General features: G+C 61.6%; 14 protein-coding genes. 6 read left to right on the top strand and 8 right to left on the bottom strand.

Annotated elements, in window-relative coordinates:
* Positions 1–2 precede the first annotated feature (2 nt).
* The gene (locus K9B33_RS08450) at positions 3–740 is read left to right on the top strand and encodes an IclR family transcriptional regulator (RefSeq protein ID WP_224548068.1); all 738 of its coding nucleotides are present in this window, start codon (positions 3–5) and stop codon (positions 738–740) included.
* A gap of 9 nt (positions 741–749) precedes the next feature.
* Here the strand turns inward: K9B33_RS08450 and maiA are convergent, their stop codons facing one another.
* The 5 genes from maiA to K9B33_RS08425 all read right to left on the bottom strand — a co-directional run bounded on the left by maiA (position 750) and on the right by K9B33_RS08425 (position 6,172).
* Entirely contained in the window at positions 750–1,391 is a 642-nt protein-coding gene (maiA, locus tag K9B33_RS08445; RefSeq protein WP_224548066.1) for a maleylacetoacetate isomerase, read from the bottom strand.
* Positions 1,388–2,707, bottom strand: a complete 1,320-nt coding sequence (fahA, locus tag K9B33_RS08440; RefSeq protein ID WP_224548064.1) for a fumarylacetoacetase — start codon at positions 2,705–2,707, stop codon at positions 1,388–1,390. The genes maiA and fahA overlap by 4 nt, the downstream gene beginning before the upstream one ends.
* Positions 2,704–3,990, bottom strand: a complete 1,287-nt coding sequence (gene hmgA / locus K9B33_RS08435; RefSeq protein ID WP_224548062.1) for a homogentisate 1,2-dioxygenase — start codon at positions 3,988–3,990, stop codon at positions 2,704–2,706. Before hmgA ends, fahA begins: the two co-directional genes overlap by 4 nt.
* A 546-nt stretch (positions 3,991–4,536) precedes the next feature.
* On the bottom strand, positions 4,537–4,953 hold the full coding sequence (locus K9B33_RS08430; RefSeq protein ID WP_224548060.1) for a RidA family protein: 417 nt from the start codon (positions 4,951–4,953) through the stop codon (positions 4,537–4,539).
* Between the two features lie 25 nt (positions 4,954–4,978).
* Positions 4,979–6,172: an aminotransferase class V-fold PLP-dependent enzyme gene (locus K9B33_RS08425; RefSeq protein ID WP_224548059.1), complete on the bottom strand. Its 1,194-nt coding sequence runs from the start codon at positions 6,170–6,172 to the stop codon at positions 4,979–4,981.
* A gap of 1,328 nt (positions 6,173–7,500) precedes the next feature.
* Between K9B33_RS08425 and K9B33_RS08420 the strand changes: the two genes are divergently transcribed.
* On the top strand, positions 7,501–7,851 hold the full coding sequence (locus K9B33_RS08420) for a DUF423 domain-containing protein (RefSeq protein ID WP_224548058.1): 351 nt from the start codon (positions 7,501–7,503) through the stop codon (positions 7,849–7,851).
* Between the two features lie 176 nt (positions 7,852–8,027).
* Here K9B33_RS08420 and K9B33_RS08415 read toward each other — a convergent pair whose 3' ends face one another.
* Entirely contained in the window at positions 8,028–8,660 is a 633-nt protein-coding gene (locus K9B33_RS08415; RefSeq protein ID WP_224548057.1) for a tyrosine-type recombinase/integrase, read from the bottom strand.
* A 115-nt stretch (positions 8,661–8,775) separates the two neighbouring features.
* On the opposite strand from K9B33_RS08415, the gene K9B33_RS08410 reads away from it, so the two are divergent.
* From K9B33_RS08410 to K9B33_RS08395, 4 genes are all read left to right on the top strand, one after another.
* Entirely contained in the window at positions 8,776–9,066 is a 291-nt protein-coding gene (locus K9B33_RS08410) for a type II toxin-antitoxin system RelE/ParE family toxin (RefSeq protein WP_224548306.1), read from the top strand.
* A complete protein-coding gene (locus K9B33_RS08405; RefSeq protein ID WP_165418773.1) occupies positions 9,056–9,358 on the top strand; it encodes a HigA family addiction module antitoxin in 303 nt (100 codons plus the stop codon). Before K9B33_RS08410 ends, K9B33_RS08405 begins: the two co-directional genes overlap by 11 nt.
* Positions 9,359–10,020: 662 nt before the next feature.
* On the top strand, positions 10,021–10,305 hold the full coding sequence (locus tag K9B33_RS08400; protein WP_224548056.1) for a DUF3303 family protein: 285 nt from the start codon (positions 10,021–10,023) through the stop codon (positions 10,303–10,305).
* A 172-nt stretch (positions 10,306–10,477) separates the two neighbouring features.
* Positions 10,478–10,807, top strand: coding sequence for a hypothetical protein (locus K9B33_RS08395; RefSeq protein ID WP_224548055.1), 330 nt, complete (start codon positions 10,478–10,480; stop codon positions 10,805–10,807).
* Between the two features lie 284 nt (positions 10,808–11,091).
* On the opposite strand, the gene mobF is transcribed toward K9B33_RS08395, so the two are convergent.
* Together mobF and K9B33_RS08385 are read right to left on the bottom strand one after the other, a co-directional pair.
* Complete coding sequence (gene mobF, locus K9B33_RS08390; protein ID WP_224548054.1) at positions 11,092–13,854, bottom strand: MobF family relaxase; 2,763 nt, start codon at positions 13,852–13,854, stop codon at positions 11,092–11,094.
* Positions 13,854–14,274: type IV secretion system DNA-binding domain-containing protein (locus K9B33_RS08385; RefSeq protein ID WP_224548053.1), on the bottom strand; the 421-nt coding region annotated here is incomplete at its 5' end. The genes K9B33_RS08385 and mobF, both read right to left, overlap by 1 nt.

Raw genomic sequence — 14,274 nt, 5'->3', positions numbered from 1 at the left:
AGATGAGCAAAAGCGCGGGGCGGGGCATCCAATCGGTCGAAGTCGGGAACAGATTGCTGCTGGCCCTGATGCGGTCGGGATCGCCGATGATGCTGCGCGATCTCGCGCAGGAGGCCAGGATCAGCGCGGCGCAAGCGCATGCCTATCTGACGAGCTTGCGCCGGACCGAACTGGTCGAGCAGGAGCCGGCGAGCGGTCGCTATATTCTGGGGCCGGCGACCAACCGGCTGGCCAGCGCAAGAATGGCGACGTTCGATCCGATGTCGAACATCAACGCGCGCGCGTCCGATTTCGCGCATTCGCTGGGTGTCATGCTCGCACTGCTGGTGTGGGGACCGGCGGCGCCTACCGTCTATCGCGTCCATGACGCCAGTCAGGTCGTGAATACCAACCTGCGGCCCGGCACGACCTTCAATCTTCTCAATTCTGCCGCCGGAAGAATATTCGGCGCATTCGACACCTCCCCTGCCGTGAAGGAACGCCTTGCGTCTGAACTGGCCAGCGCCAGCGGCGATGGGGAACGGCTGGCCTATGAAACCGCAATCGCGCGGATTCGCACGTCAGGCTATGCAATGATGGTCGAAAGCCCTGTGCCGGGACTGGCATCCATAGCGGCGCCGGTTGTGCGGGATGGCGAATGTATATTGGTGGCCATGATCATAGGCCCGAGAGACGCGCTGGATGTTCAAGGTGCCGGGAGTCCGGCGGACGCGCTGTTGGCGTTTACCCGCACCGCCTGAGAGCAGCGCTCATCCGATATCGGCATCGGGTTGAGCCGTGGGATGGGCGGCGGCGAATGCGGGTAAAAGCTCTGCTGCGCTGCTGACTTGTTCCACGAGCGGGAAGGGACGAAGGTCGACATTGAATCGTCGGGCGGAATAGACTTGCGGAACGATGTAGCAATCGGCCAGCGTCGGCGCATCGCCAAATGCGAATTCGCCGGAATAACGCTCCAGCACCCTTTCGAGGGCGGAAAAACCCTCACCGATCCAGCGAGCAGTCCACGCGTCGACCTGATGTTGCTGCGCGTGCAGGTCGGTCTTGAGGGAACGGAGGACCCGCAAATTATTCAAGGGGTGGACGTCGCAGCCGATGATGGCGGCCATGGCCCGAACGATGGCCCGGTCATTACAGGCGTCCGGCAGCAAGGGCGGGGAGGGATATCGCTCTTCCAGCCATTCGAGGATGGCCGGACTTTGCATGAGCGACGTGCCGTCGTCCGTCTCCAGCGCCGGCACGAAATGCTGCGGGTTGATGAAGGCATAGTCGGCACTTTTGTGCGCTGACGTCCGCAGATCGTGCGTGACCTGCTCGAACAACACGCCTTTCAGACCAAGGGCAATGCGCACCCGATAGGACGCGCTTGACCGCCAGTAACCGTGCAGGATCATGGCGCGATACCGCCATCCTCGATCAGGCCGGTGCATTCCCCGAACCCGATCGACACAAAACCATCCGCCTCGCAGGTCGCGGTGAGGGTCAGTTCATCGCCGCATTCGAGAAAGGCTCGCTTTTCCCCTGTAGGAAGTTCGATCGGCGCGGACCCGTTGCGAGTGATCTCCATCAGGCTGCCCAGACCGTCGCTGGTCGATGCCGATATCGTACCCGTGCCGAGCAGGTCGCCGGCCTGAAGATTGCATCCGTTGCACGTGTGGTGCGCCACCATCTGCGTGATCGTCCAGTACATGTTGGATGCGGGGCCTCTACCGATGCGATGCGCGTCCATTCCGGCGTCGGCCATGACCTTGCTGCGCAAGCCCACCTCCAGCGTCAGCCCCAGTGCGCCGTACGCCTGATCTGCGTCATCCCAAAGATAGGGGAGCGGCCTGGGATCGCTATCCGGCCGGGCCGGCTGAGCGATACGGAAAGGCGCGAGTGCCTCGGCGGTGATGATCCAGGGAGAGATGGTGGTCAGGAAGTTCTTCGCCAGGAACGGCCCCAGGGGCTGATATTCCCACGCCTGAAAGTCGCGCGCCGACCAGTCGTTCAGCAGGCAAAGGCCCGCGATATGCGCGCCTGTTTCGCCGATCGGGATGGGCTGGCCAAGCACATTGCCCGGCCCGACCCATACACCCAGTTCAAGCTCGTAATCGAGTTTCTGCGTCGGCCCGAACAGCGGCGCGTCGGCATCCGGGGCCTTGCGCTGCCCGTTCGGGCGCCGGACGGCGGTGCCCGATGGCCGAATGGACGATGCGCGGCCATGATAGCCGATCGGGATATGCTTGTAATTGGGCAACAGCGGATTGTCGGGCCGGAACAGCGACCCGATATTGGTCGCGTGGTGGATGCCGACGTAAAAGTCGGTATAATCGCCGATCTTTGCCGGCAGGTGCATTGTCGCTGTGGACCGGGTGACCAGCATCGGTTCCACATGCGCTTGATGGTCCGGGTTGGAGAGCAGGTCAGACACCGCTTTCCTCAGCGCGATCCGACCCGGCGCCCCCAGGTCGAGCAGCGCGTTGAGATGCGATCCGGCTGCTGCTTCAGCGGCGCGGTGTGCCTCTCCTTGCAAAAGCTCCGACCCAGCAAGCGCCTTGAGATCGAGAATGGAATCGCCAATCGCGATGCCGCCGCGCGGCAGGTCGCCGGCTACCGAGAATATCCCCAAGGGCAGGTTCTGGATCGGGAAACAGCCATGGCCGTTCGCACTTTCGACCCAGCTCGTCCGCAACGGATCATGGGTTTCGTCAATCGCCGGTCTGGTCACCGGGGCAACTCCGCCTTGGTAAATCCGGACCAGACCTCGTCATAGTCGGACTGGCATTCGGGAAGGCCCAGCGCATAAGCAGTGGGACAGATGATGAAGCGGCTTTCGAACATGAATGCCATCGTCTCTTCGATCTTGTGCGGCTTCAGATCGGCTGCAATCGCCTTTTCGTAGCTGGCCTTGTCCGGGCCGTGGCCGTTCATGCAATTGTGCAGCGACGCGCCGCCCGGCAGGAAGCCGCCCTCCTTCGCATCATAGGCCCCATGGATCAGCCCCATGAACTCGCTCATGATATTCCTGTGGAACCAGGGCGGCCTGAACGTATCCTCGGCCACCATCCAGCGCGGCGGGAAGATGACGAAGTCGATATTCGCCGTTCCGGGCGTATCGCTCGGGCTTGTCAGGACGGTGAAGATCGACGGGTCGGGATGGTCGTAGCTCACCGTATTGATGCTGTTGTACCGGCGCAGATCATAGCGGTAGGGCGCGAGAGTGCCGTGCCAGGCAACGACATCGAACGGCGAATGGTCCAGTTGCGTGGTCCACAGACGCCCGGAGAATTTCTGCACGATCTCGAACGGCGCGTCGATATCCTCGAACGACGCGACGGGCGTCTCGAAATCGCGCGGATTGGCGAGACCGTTGGCGCCGATCGGCCCAAGGTCGGGAAGGCGCAGCAAGGCCCCATGATTTTCGCAGACATAACCGCTGGCCGAGCCATCCGGCAAGGAAACGCTGAACCGCACACCCCGCGGGATGACCGCAATCTGTTGCGGTTCGATCTCGATCACGCCCAATTCGGTCCTGATGACCATCCTGCCGGACGCGGGCACGATCAGCATTTCGCCATCGCTGGACGAAAAGGCGCGGCGCTCCATGTCGCGATTGGCTGAGAACAGGTGGATGCCGATGCCCGTGCCAGCTTGTACATCGCCGTTGCCCGCAATCGTCACGAGGCTGTCGAGGAAGTCGCGCGATCCATCGGCCGGCTTGAGCGGGTCCCAGCGCAGCCGATTGGGCGGCGTCGGATCGGCAAAAGGCCCGGCGTTGAAATGCCCATTCCTGTCATAGACCGAAAAAGGCCGATGGCTCGCAGCCGGTCGAATACGATAGAGCCAGCTGCGCCGGTTTTCACTGCGTGGCGCTGTAAAAGCGGTGCCGGAAAGCTGCTCGGCATAGAGGCCGAAGGGCACCTTCTGCGGCGAGTTTCTGCCCAGCGGGAGCGCGCCGGCGATCGCCTCGGTCGAAAGATGGTTGCCAAAGCCGGGATTGTACGCGCGCATGTGACACTCCAATAGGCATTTGGCTGAGACGCGATCGCCTGCGTTTCATACATCAAGGCGTCGCCTAGCCCCAAGCCAGCGCCCAACACAACAAAAATTTGATAATGGCAAATCAATTCGCATAATGGGCAAGGTGATGTGATGATGCTCAGTTGGCGCGACTACCCGGCCCAGGTTGGCAGATTTATCGAATGGGCGTGCGAGAGAAAGAGCGATAGCTTGTCGAAGTGGCAATCCTTCCCAAATGCAGCTGCCTGTTTGGCGTTGCCGCGAGCCAGGTAAAAGCGCGGCCGTTCGGTGCGAGCCGACGAGCGATTGGAAACGGCGAGGGACTGTTTTCGGCATCAACAGACGTTCACTTGCGGGCGAACAAATGCCTTAAGCTGGTCGACTGCTGCCGGAACCGGAACGCCGCGTCGTGGGACATTCCTGCCGTTCCCAAGCAATGCGTCGAACAGCAAGATTCTTGTCTGATCCTGGAGATGGGTCCGACTTTTCGTTTCACCAGCTGCCGGAATGTGCTCTCCGTGACCAGCAGGACCTCTGTCAGTCGAAAGCCGCTATGCATTCGACTTCCAGCGGAGCGCCCAGCGCCAACCCATCCGCGCCGAGCGCGCTGCGGGCAGGGAGGCGCTTGCCCTGAAAATAGGTCAGATAGACGCTGTTGAAGCGTGGCCAGTCGGCCATGTTGTCCAGCATCACGGTGCATTTGGCGACATTGGCATAATCCAACCCATTATCCTTCAGGACCTTGCCGATCGCGTCCATCGCTTCGCGGGCCGCTACGTCAAACCCTTCCTTGTCCGGGTCCAGACCAGTCGGAACCTGACCGATCTGCCCTGAAAGATAGAGCGTGTCCCCGACGCGCACCGCTGGCGAGAAGGGCAAGGACGCGGGGAGCGGCTGTTGCGCGAAGGCGGGGGTAGCTGCCAAGAGGGCGATCAGCGCGAAAACGGTCTTCATGGGCGGAGCTCCAGTGGCGGGATGGTCAGACAGGCGGCAGCGCCGCAATCAGGCGCTCGATGTCCGCCTGGTCGTTATAGACTGATGGTGAGACGCGAAAATGATTGTCGTGCAGCGATAGTCGCACCTGCGCCTTAGCCAGCGGCTCGGCGAGCACGGCTCTTGCATTGGCTAAGAGGCAGGTGAGCAATGGGCTGCGCGCTTCAGGGGGCGTAATGATGCGATAGCCTCTGCGCGAAAGTTCCTCGCGCAATTGGCTGATCAGCGCCTGCGCGTGCGCTTGAATGGCCGGGACGCTGATGCCGGTGATATAGTCGAGCGAATAGTCGAGCTGCGCAGGCACTGCGTGGCTGTAGGTTCCGGTCGCGAAATGGCCGATCGCGCCGCCGCGCTTCGTATACGCTACCGGCCACGCGCCGGGCGGATCGAGTGGATAGACATGGGTGTCCGGTGGCGACAGCCCGATGCCCGGCGGCGCGCCCGGCCTTGCAAAGCCATAATAGCCAAATTCGGTGCGGGGCAGAAGATCGGCGACGCCCTTGCGCATATAGAGAATACCCAGCCCGAAATCCCCCATCAGCCATTTGTACGTCGCGCACGCCGCGAAATCGACATCGCTGGCATGCAGGTCGACAGGGATGGCTCCGGCGGCATGTATGATATCGGCATAGACCAGCGCACCTGCGGCGTGGGCTAGGCCGCACACCGCCTTCAGATCATGGGTGAAGCCGTTGTAGGTAGACACCAGCGACAGCATGACCAGCTTGGTGCCTGGCGTAATCGCTTCGGCCATGTCCTTCATCGAGATGCGGCCTTCGCGCGCTTTGACCCAACGAACATCGACGCCCTGCCGCGCCATCTCTATGTACATAGGGAAGGATGCGTAGAAGTGCAGCGTGTCGGTGACAATCCGGCCGCCCGATCCCGGAAACCCCATCGCTCGCAAGACCATCTGCTCGCCCATGGTCGTGCTCTGCACCCACGTCAGCTCGTCCGCATCCGCATTCATCAGTCCGGCGAATTTGCGCAGCGGGCTGGCCATGTCCTGCCGCCTCTGGTCTTTCGCCACCGGAGCGAGCATCCGGCTTTCCACATAGGCGTCAATCGCTGCTCTGGCGCCGATGCTGATGGGATGGGTCGATGCATTGTCCAGATAAGCAAGCGGACCAGCATCGAAGGACGACTTATCCGGCAGCACCGACGCAGCGGGCGCTTGCATCGCTCCAGCCGCAATCGGCATGGCGGCAACGGCCCCTCCCAGCGCTTGCCTACGGCTGAGCTCATGACACGATCTCACGGCATGGATCAGGCCAGCGGCTTTTGGTTCGGATCGAACACGCAAAGGTGGCTGGACTCGTCATCGACACCTCCATCTGTATGCTGATCCATATTAGGTGAGACGAATCAACGGTGTCGGTCCGCCATGCACGTGGTTCAGTGATCCCGCCGTCGCGGAGGCACGCAAGTCTCGGCGGCGAGAACCCTGCACTGGGCGTGATCCTCCACCGCGCGGGCCTCATCGACAAACTCGCGCCAGTGACGCTATCCGACGTCGTTACGTTATCCATAGTAGGCGTCGGCGTCCGTCCTTGCTTGGGCGGGACATTCCACGGGCCGGTCACCCCCATTGCGCATCGTATCGTAGCGACGCTCAGGCGACATGCGTGAAACCCGACCCTTTCCGCACCCACTTCGCCGGTCGGATCCCTTCGGTAGATGCGAACCCAAATTGCCGATTACGATAGGATTGTGGGACAGCGACAGGATTCCATTCGCCTGCGGAGCGGCAGCCAGCAAGGCGACCTCTGTCAGGCTGGCGAAGCCATGACAGCGATAACTCAGATGGCAGACGCGCCCCGTCATCTGCCCTTGGGAAAGATTGCGTTCGGGGCATTCGCTGCTGATTGGGCCAAACGGCTGGCGGACATTGAAGCAGTCCGCGATCTTTGCTTATCTGCGGATTTCCCGGAGAAAGGAAGCTGTGGATAAGTCGACCTATGATCGTGACCGATTTCGCTGGTGACCGCCATTCAAGAGTCGATCGCGGAATGTCCTGAATTGGTCGGCAGCGACCGCTGCGGAGAGGCTCAGCTGACTGGCTAATGCCGCCAACATACCGGTCGTTCCCAAGAAGTTTCGCAGCACCTGAAACCGGCCGATCATTCACATGCGATTTTTCGACCGGTGCGGTGAGCATTTCCATTCGAACATATGCTTGTGAAGCGACATTCATGACAAGACGCGTGGGAGGAAGTTCCGTCGCCTTGCGCCGCTTGCAGCCCGAAATTCAGTTTCTCCGGGCAACCTCTTCGAATTGACAGCGCTTGAATGGTCCCGCACACCAGCGACAAGCTCCATCTAGAGAGGCTACCCGCAGGGGATGTCGAAAAGCGGCATGGCACGAGCTTGGTCGGTTCATGCCAGAGCTATCGGCACGATCGACCGCCATGCAGTGAGGCCAGTTTGGAAGTAAACAAGAATTTGGAGCACGGTTCCGCGTGTACCACGAATTCGCCGGTACCCACATTCTGGCACCGAGCCGTCTGGATGAGGCTCGGCGCATTGAACGGCCTTTTCGCGCTTTCCGTTCTTCTGCTGTCAGATGAGCCCTTGTTCTTACCCGGCTACTCCGCATTGATACGCCTGGGAGCGCAAGTACAGTTCATGCATGGCATGGCCACCCTCGCTTGCGCCACATTCATGAACATTGGGGCCAGATCGGCCAGGCTGGCGCCTGCATTTTTCCTCGGAGGGATATTGCTGTATTGCCTGCCGATCTATGGGCAGGCGATCGGCCTTTTGGGTTCGATTGCTATGTTCAAGCAGCTCGGGTTGGCCGCCTTTGGAACCGGCTGGCTAATCTTGGCTTGGTCCGCGCGCGACATCGACAGGCCCTGAGCGATCCACAGTGGCACCTAGCTTCGTTTTTCCGTCGTCATTTGGCTTGGAATGGGGTGCTGACCGCCGTCGCCAACATAGCCGCCCTTCGTTGGGTCAAAACAGCCCGTCGATACTGCCGGTCGTTCATCAGGCCAAACCGGCTCCCCGGCGGCCTCGGGAAGCCGGAATCAGTGTCAAATTTCCGTCCGTTCGGACAGTGTCAGGGCATCATCCACGTCGACCCCTAGGTAACGGACCGTGTTCTCAATGTTCGTATGACCCAGCAGGATCTGGACGGCCCGAAGATTGCCTGTGGCTTTGTAGATCAGTGCTGCCTTGGTCCGTCGCATCGAGTGCGTGCCATACCCCCGCTTGTCGAGACCAATCGTTGAAACCCACTCGTCGACAAGACGAGCATATTGCCGTGTGCTCAAATGGCCGAGATAATCGATCCTGCTAGGGAATACGAAGTCGCGAATCGTGCCGCCGCGCCGATCGAGCCATGTCTTCAGGCTCTTGCGTGCTTCCGTCATGATCTCGAACTGCACGGGTCGATCGGTCTTTTGTTGGATGACGGTCGCGCGATCCCGAAATGACCCCGCGCTCATCAGGTCGCCGATCCTGATTTTGACCAGATCGCAGCCTCGCAATTTGCTGTCGATGCCGAGATCGAAAAGGGCCCGGTCGCGCAGACGTTTGTGTTCGTCGAGATAGAAACGGATCGCCCAGATATCGCGAGGCTTCAGTGGGCGCTTCGGCCCAACTTTTTTCCCTGCGTTCCAAGGGCTCCGATCATGAATGGCGGGGTCAAGGTCTGAATGTCCCATGATAGTTCTCCGATGGCCGGGATGGCCAGCGCGAGTATAGGATCCGTGCTTCGTGCCTTCCGACATGTGTCGCGCGACACTTGACAATCTCGCGGCGCTGCGCTACATCCGAACGATGGAAATAGAGAGCATCAGGCACAAAGGCCTGCGCCGCTTTTTTGAGACGGGCAACGCCAAAGGCCTGGTTGGAGATGCGGGGCGACTGCGCAAGATGCTGGCTTTCATCGACGCTGCGGAAAGCTTCGAGGAGCTGTCAGTGCCTCCGAACTTCGGATTGCATGAGCTGACAGGTGACCGGAAGGGAAGCTGGTCAATGACAGTCACGAGAAACTGGCGGATGACCTTCGGTTTGAATGAACAAGGCGCGCTAATCGATATGGATCTGGAGGATTATCATGGCGCTTAAGATGCACCCTTCGCTTGCTGTCCACGTTGGCGATTGGTTGAAAACGGAAATTGTAGAGCCCGCACAGGTCAGCGTGACGGCTTTGGCCGAGCATTTTGGCGTATCGAGGCAGGCGTTGAGCACCTTGCTGAATGGCAATGCGAACCTGTCTGCTGATATGGCTATTCGGTTTGAGAAGGCTTTCGGCATCAAGGCCGACACTCTGTTGCGGATGCAGACGACCTATGAGCTGGCCCAAGCCCGCGAGCACGAGCAGGACATAAAGGTCGAGAAGCTCGCAAAAGCTGCCTGACATCGCCAACAAACCCGTCGTTCGGGCCCCTTGGCCAGGGCGTCGGAACCGGCCATAAATTCACACTGGCCGCTGCACTGCTGAAAGACGAGGGCTGGGACTTTGCTGCCGTACACGCTCATCGTGTTCAACGTCCGAAATCGCCAGTTCCGGTCTTACACGCTCGCCGGCGATGCGGTTCGGTGGATTTTAAGCTGATTGCTGCCGCCCGTTTCCGGGATAGCAAACTGGCGGGGCAGGAAAGAGTCCCCCGCCAGATGGCGAGGGTAGATTTAAATAATGAAATCGTCGCCACGGACAGTGTAAACCGAGGACATGACCGTTATTCAAACCACCGTCGGCAAGACCGAATGCCCAGTAAATTCGGCGGCTTTCGCCAGAGCCGGACGCCCGCCGGAAATGAAGTGAACGCCCGGCTCTGGTCGGGCGCTGCCGTTGCGAATGCCGCATCGTGGGACTTTCCGGCCATTCCCACCGGCCTCCGCGAACGTCCGCTCCCTACAGGAGCGGACGTTCGGGTGTGGGCTAGAGCCGCTGGCCTTGCTACTCGGCAACCCTGCTCTTCTTATGCACCTGAAGTTTGCGATCGCGCACCGACCCGGGCAGAATGTAGATTCTGAACACTGGCGATCGCCCGCATCCCGCACAGGAAGGAATGGACAATGCTGTTTCTGGTAATCAGTGAACCACGCGCTGAACGGCCTAGCGAAGCCCGTTTGGCACGACTAGCCTATTGGAACTGGCTGGACGCGCGGTTGACAGACGGAGTGATCCTCCATGCCTACCCAAAAGTCGGCCGAGGAATGGCCGTCATCTTCGATGTGTCGGATCATGAAGCATTGAGCGCCCATCTGGGTGCCTGGGCCGAACTGGTGCCAGCCCAGTTCGCCGTTCACGCCTTGATCAACGCTGACTTTATCCGCCGGCAGTTAGAGGAACCTTCATAACAAGCGGCGCGAAGTTACAGCTTATTAGCCTGTCCATAGGTCGAGTGCTCTCCAGAGCCACGGGCGAACTTAAAACACTCGCCTGCACGGTGCGACGTCCTTTCTAGCGTATCATGAGCGGGTCGCCCGTTGCGGCAATTCGACCATGGGTCAGTCAGTAGATTGGTGCTTCATGTCCGACGCGCTAAAAAGTGCGGACGGCTTAAAGTGGCTCAGGAAAGGTGCGTCGGCCCCCGGTGGCACCCTCACCGAAGCATTCAATGCAAATCCCGACAATGTCCGTAAAGGCAGCAATGACGCCGGTGACGGGGATTTGCGCGATTGGTTCGACACGAATCGCAGCTATTCATGTACCGAAGAGGTGGTCGGGCTTGGCCAATATGGCCGCACACTTACCGTCCTGACGTGTAATGCACTAAATATCGATGACATTGAGGCTGACGAAGAGGACGATGAAGAAGCCCTGATCGAAAGCTGGACGCCACGATTTAGGCGCAGGTAATATTTTACCGTGAGGGGCCGATGCACAAAAGGTCGGCAACCGGCTCTGGCGCAAAATTCCAGACATCCTGCCTAGTCCAACGCTGCTGCCGTTCACATTGCGGAAAAGGTCGGGCTGAATGAAGGTCCGCTATCCCGGTTCTCGGCCTGAGTCCGGAACGTCGTTTGCGTCCAACGCCCCGGTCATTCCTTCGATGAAGCAAACAAACAAACGGTGGGTTAGAAAAACGGGACAAGGCAACTGATTTACGCCGCCCCTTTAGGCTTGTGGGCGTAAGCCAAGCCTCACCCAAGACCAGCTCCCTTCGCGGTGCCAGCCGCCAACCCGGATGCCGCCGCCTGAGCGATAGCAGTCTGCACCTGGCCGGCCCGTTCACTGATCGCAGCGACCAGCTTGCCGCGATCGTTTGTGAAGATGGTCGCGGATTCCTTTGCTCGGGATATCCCCACATAGAAGGATTTTTGATCGACCAGATTGACCGCCTTGCTGTCAGCATGGATGATGACATGATCGGCGGTGCGCCCCTGCGCGGCAAAGGCGGTATCGACATAGCCATGGGTGATATGCCGGTCGCGGGCAGAATCGAGATGAAGCGTCTCGGTCGTTCCTTGCCCGATATGGATGGTGGCGGTGCGAGCCTGCTGATCCACGGCGATCACCTCGGCGCGCGCGCCATTGATCCGGCCTGCCTCCCGGTCATTGCGGGTGAAGCGGATGGCATCGCCGGCTTTTAGATCGATCGGCTGGGCTGAGAAGGCCTGGGCATGCCCCGCACCCCATTGCCGCAAGCGCCAGTCCACCTCGCGCCCGTCCTCCGCCTTGAGCGCTATGGCAGCCCTGGCCGGGTCGATGCGCTCGACGCGATAGGCTTCACCCCGCACGACGCCCTTGTCGGCATAGTCGCGGGTGAAGCGGACAACATCGCCCATGTCGTAACTCAAGGGATCGCGCGCCTCCGCGCGGGTCAGTCCCTTGTTGACGAGAGCTTCCACCGGGACGGCAGGCCCGGTCAGCGCCCCCGACCGGGTAAGCGCCGTACGAATGTCGGCTGTCAGCGCGTCGCGCCCCTCGCGCGACGGCTCGATAACGAGGGTGCGGGCGCGCCCCGCCTTGTCCAGCCTGGCATACCGCTCGGCAATGGCGGCGAAGCGTGTGGCCCGATCGGCGCTTTCGACGATTTGCCCACCACCCCGGTCCAGCGCGGCCATGGCCTTCCTGGCATCTCCCTCGATCGACGCCAGCACGGCCTCCTTGGTGGCAAGATTGGTCTGCCGCACGATCTCGGCCAGCTTGGCGGTTTCCATGCCAGCGCCCTGCAACTGGGCAAAGGCCGCACCCGCGTCGACCGAACCCAACTGCTTCACGTCGCCGACCAGCACAATCCGGGCGTCATGCTTCGCGGCCAGATCGAACAGCCGCGCGGTATCGCGCGCCGACAACAGGGATGCCTCGTCCACGATCCACGCGGCGGGCCGGGTGGGATCGCCACGCTCTGGCGACAGCAGGTGCCGAGCGACGGTATCGCCGCGCGTGCCCAGCGCCTCGCCCAGCGCCATCGCCGCCGACGCGGTCGGAGCCAAGGCCGTCACGGCTATCCCCCGCGCTTTGGCTTCGCGGGCGAAGGTCGCCAGCACGGTCGTGGTCTTGGCGGTGCCGGCATAGCCCTGGACGGCGGTGATCCGGTTGCGGCTGGTCAGAAGCTGCTCGGTGGCGGCGCGCTGATCGGGATTCCAGCCATGGCCTGCGCGCTCGGCCTGCGCCGCTGCGCTGGCGACAGACTTGGCCGCGGCAAGCGGCGAGGCGATGGGGGCAAGCCCGCCGCGCCCCTCGGCCTCGATCCGAAGCATCCTGGCTTCAGTCTCAACATTCTGCCGGATGGTAAACCCGGCGAACTCCGCCCCACGCCGGTCGATATGGGTGCGGTCAATCAAGCCGCCCTGTTTCGTCGCGGCATCGATGGCCGCCCCGATCTGGGCGTACCCGATCTTGCCCAGCCCGATTCGTCCAGCCTCCTCTTGCAAGGCGGCGGCTGAGAATACCGACTGCCGCTCGCCCAGCTTGTCGGCGGCATGGACGACGGCGCGGACGGCGGAGCCGTCGCCCTGCAATTCGAGGGCGGCGCGATGGGACGGATCGGCGGCTTTCGCTTCGGCCTCCCGGACCATCGCCGATCTCGCTTCGGCACCGAACCCCGCTTTATTGGCCGTCTCCCGCCACTCCGCCACAAGGGCGGCAGGATCAGCGGCCACCTTGGCTTCGCGGGTGTCAAGCGTGGCGACCTGCTTCTCGATGGCGCTGGCCGTGTCGCGGGACGTACCGCGTTCCACAAGCGCCGCCTCGATCTCCGCGCTGCGGGTGCTGAATGCCTCGAGGACTGCGGTGGGGACACCCCTGATCTCGAACAGGGACTCCTTGCCCGCCTCGATCTCATAGCCCAGTTCCCGGACCTTCAACGCCAGTTCCTGCCGGTAGATCGCCCCGATCTGCTTCTGAAGCTGGTAGAGCGCGCGCGGTTCGAGGCTGCGCCAGGCTCCGTCCTCGCCTCGCGTCGCGTTCAGGATGACATTGTGGGTATGCAGCTGCGGGTCCTGGGCACGGCTGGTGTTGTGCTGGAAGCTGGCGATCACCAGGTTGTAGGTCGCCTCGCGGGCGACGGTGCCGCCATCGCGGATGCGGGTGGCGGCCATATGGCGTTCGACATGGGCCATCGCGGTTTTCACGGCTTGCCCATGCGCCTCGATCAACCGCCGGTCGCCCGCCACCTCCGCCATGATCGACACCGACTTGGGCGCGCTCAGGGTCACGTCCCAGCCGGGGCGATGCTCCAACTGCCCGTCGCGGAACGTACCAAGCTGCTGGTCGGCAAGCTTGCCGTCTAGCAAGGCGCGGAACTGATCGCGATCCACCTCGCCGGACAGGCCCAGCGCCTCCGCACCCTGGCCCTGCCATTCGGAGGGCGATAGCCCGCCCTCGGCATAATAGTCGTCGGCCTCATAATAGCTGCTGGCCTGCGCTGAACTGGTGAGGGCAGAAACGGAAGCTACCATCACACCGGCCCCTGACTGTCGGGCTTCGGGGACGGTGACGACGACGGCTCCGGTGATGGCGGCACAGCTTGCGAGGCCTGCCCCCAGAGCATGGTCGACGGATCGGCGGCGATGAACCCCGGCTGGTGGGGATCGCCGCGCCGCGCGATATGATCGGCGGTCAGCCTGATCCTGGCCACCGGCAAGCCGTCGGGCAGCAGCAGATAGCCCTCGTGCCGTGCAAGGCGTAGCTGGCTCTCCATGACGGCTGGCCGCACCTCGCGCATTCTGCCCAAGTTGATGCGGTGGCCCTCGTCGCCGTCACCCAGCATGTCTGTCTTGGTGCGGATCTCCATCTCGCAATCGCCAATGGTCTGGCTGGCCCATTGCCGTGTGTCGCTGTCGATGGTTTGCAGGAACAGCTTGGTGTTGCAGCAGCCC

The sequence above is a fragment of the Sphingobium sp. 3R8 genome (genome assembly GCF_020166615.1).
GTDB classification, from domain to species: Bacteria; Pseudomonadota; Alphaproteobacteria; order Sphingomonadales; family Sphingomonadaceae; genus Sphingobium; species Sphingobium bisphenolicum.
This window is presented reverse-complemented; position numbering and strand designations above follow the sequence as displayed.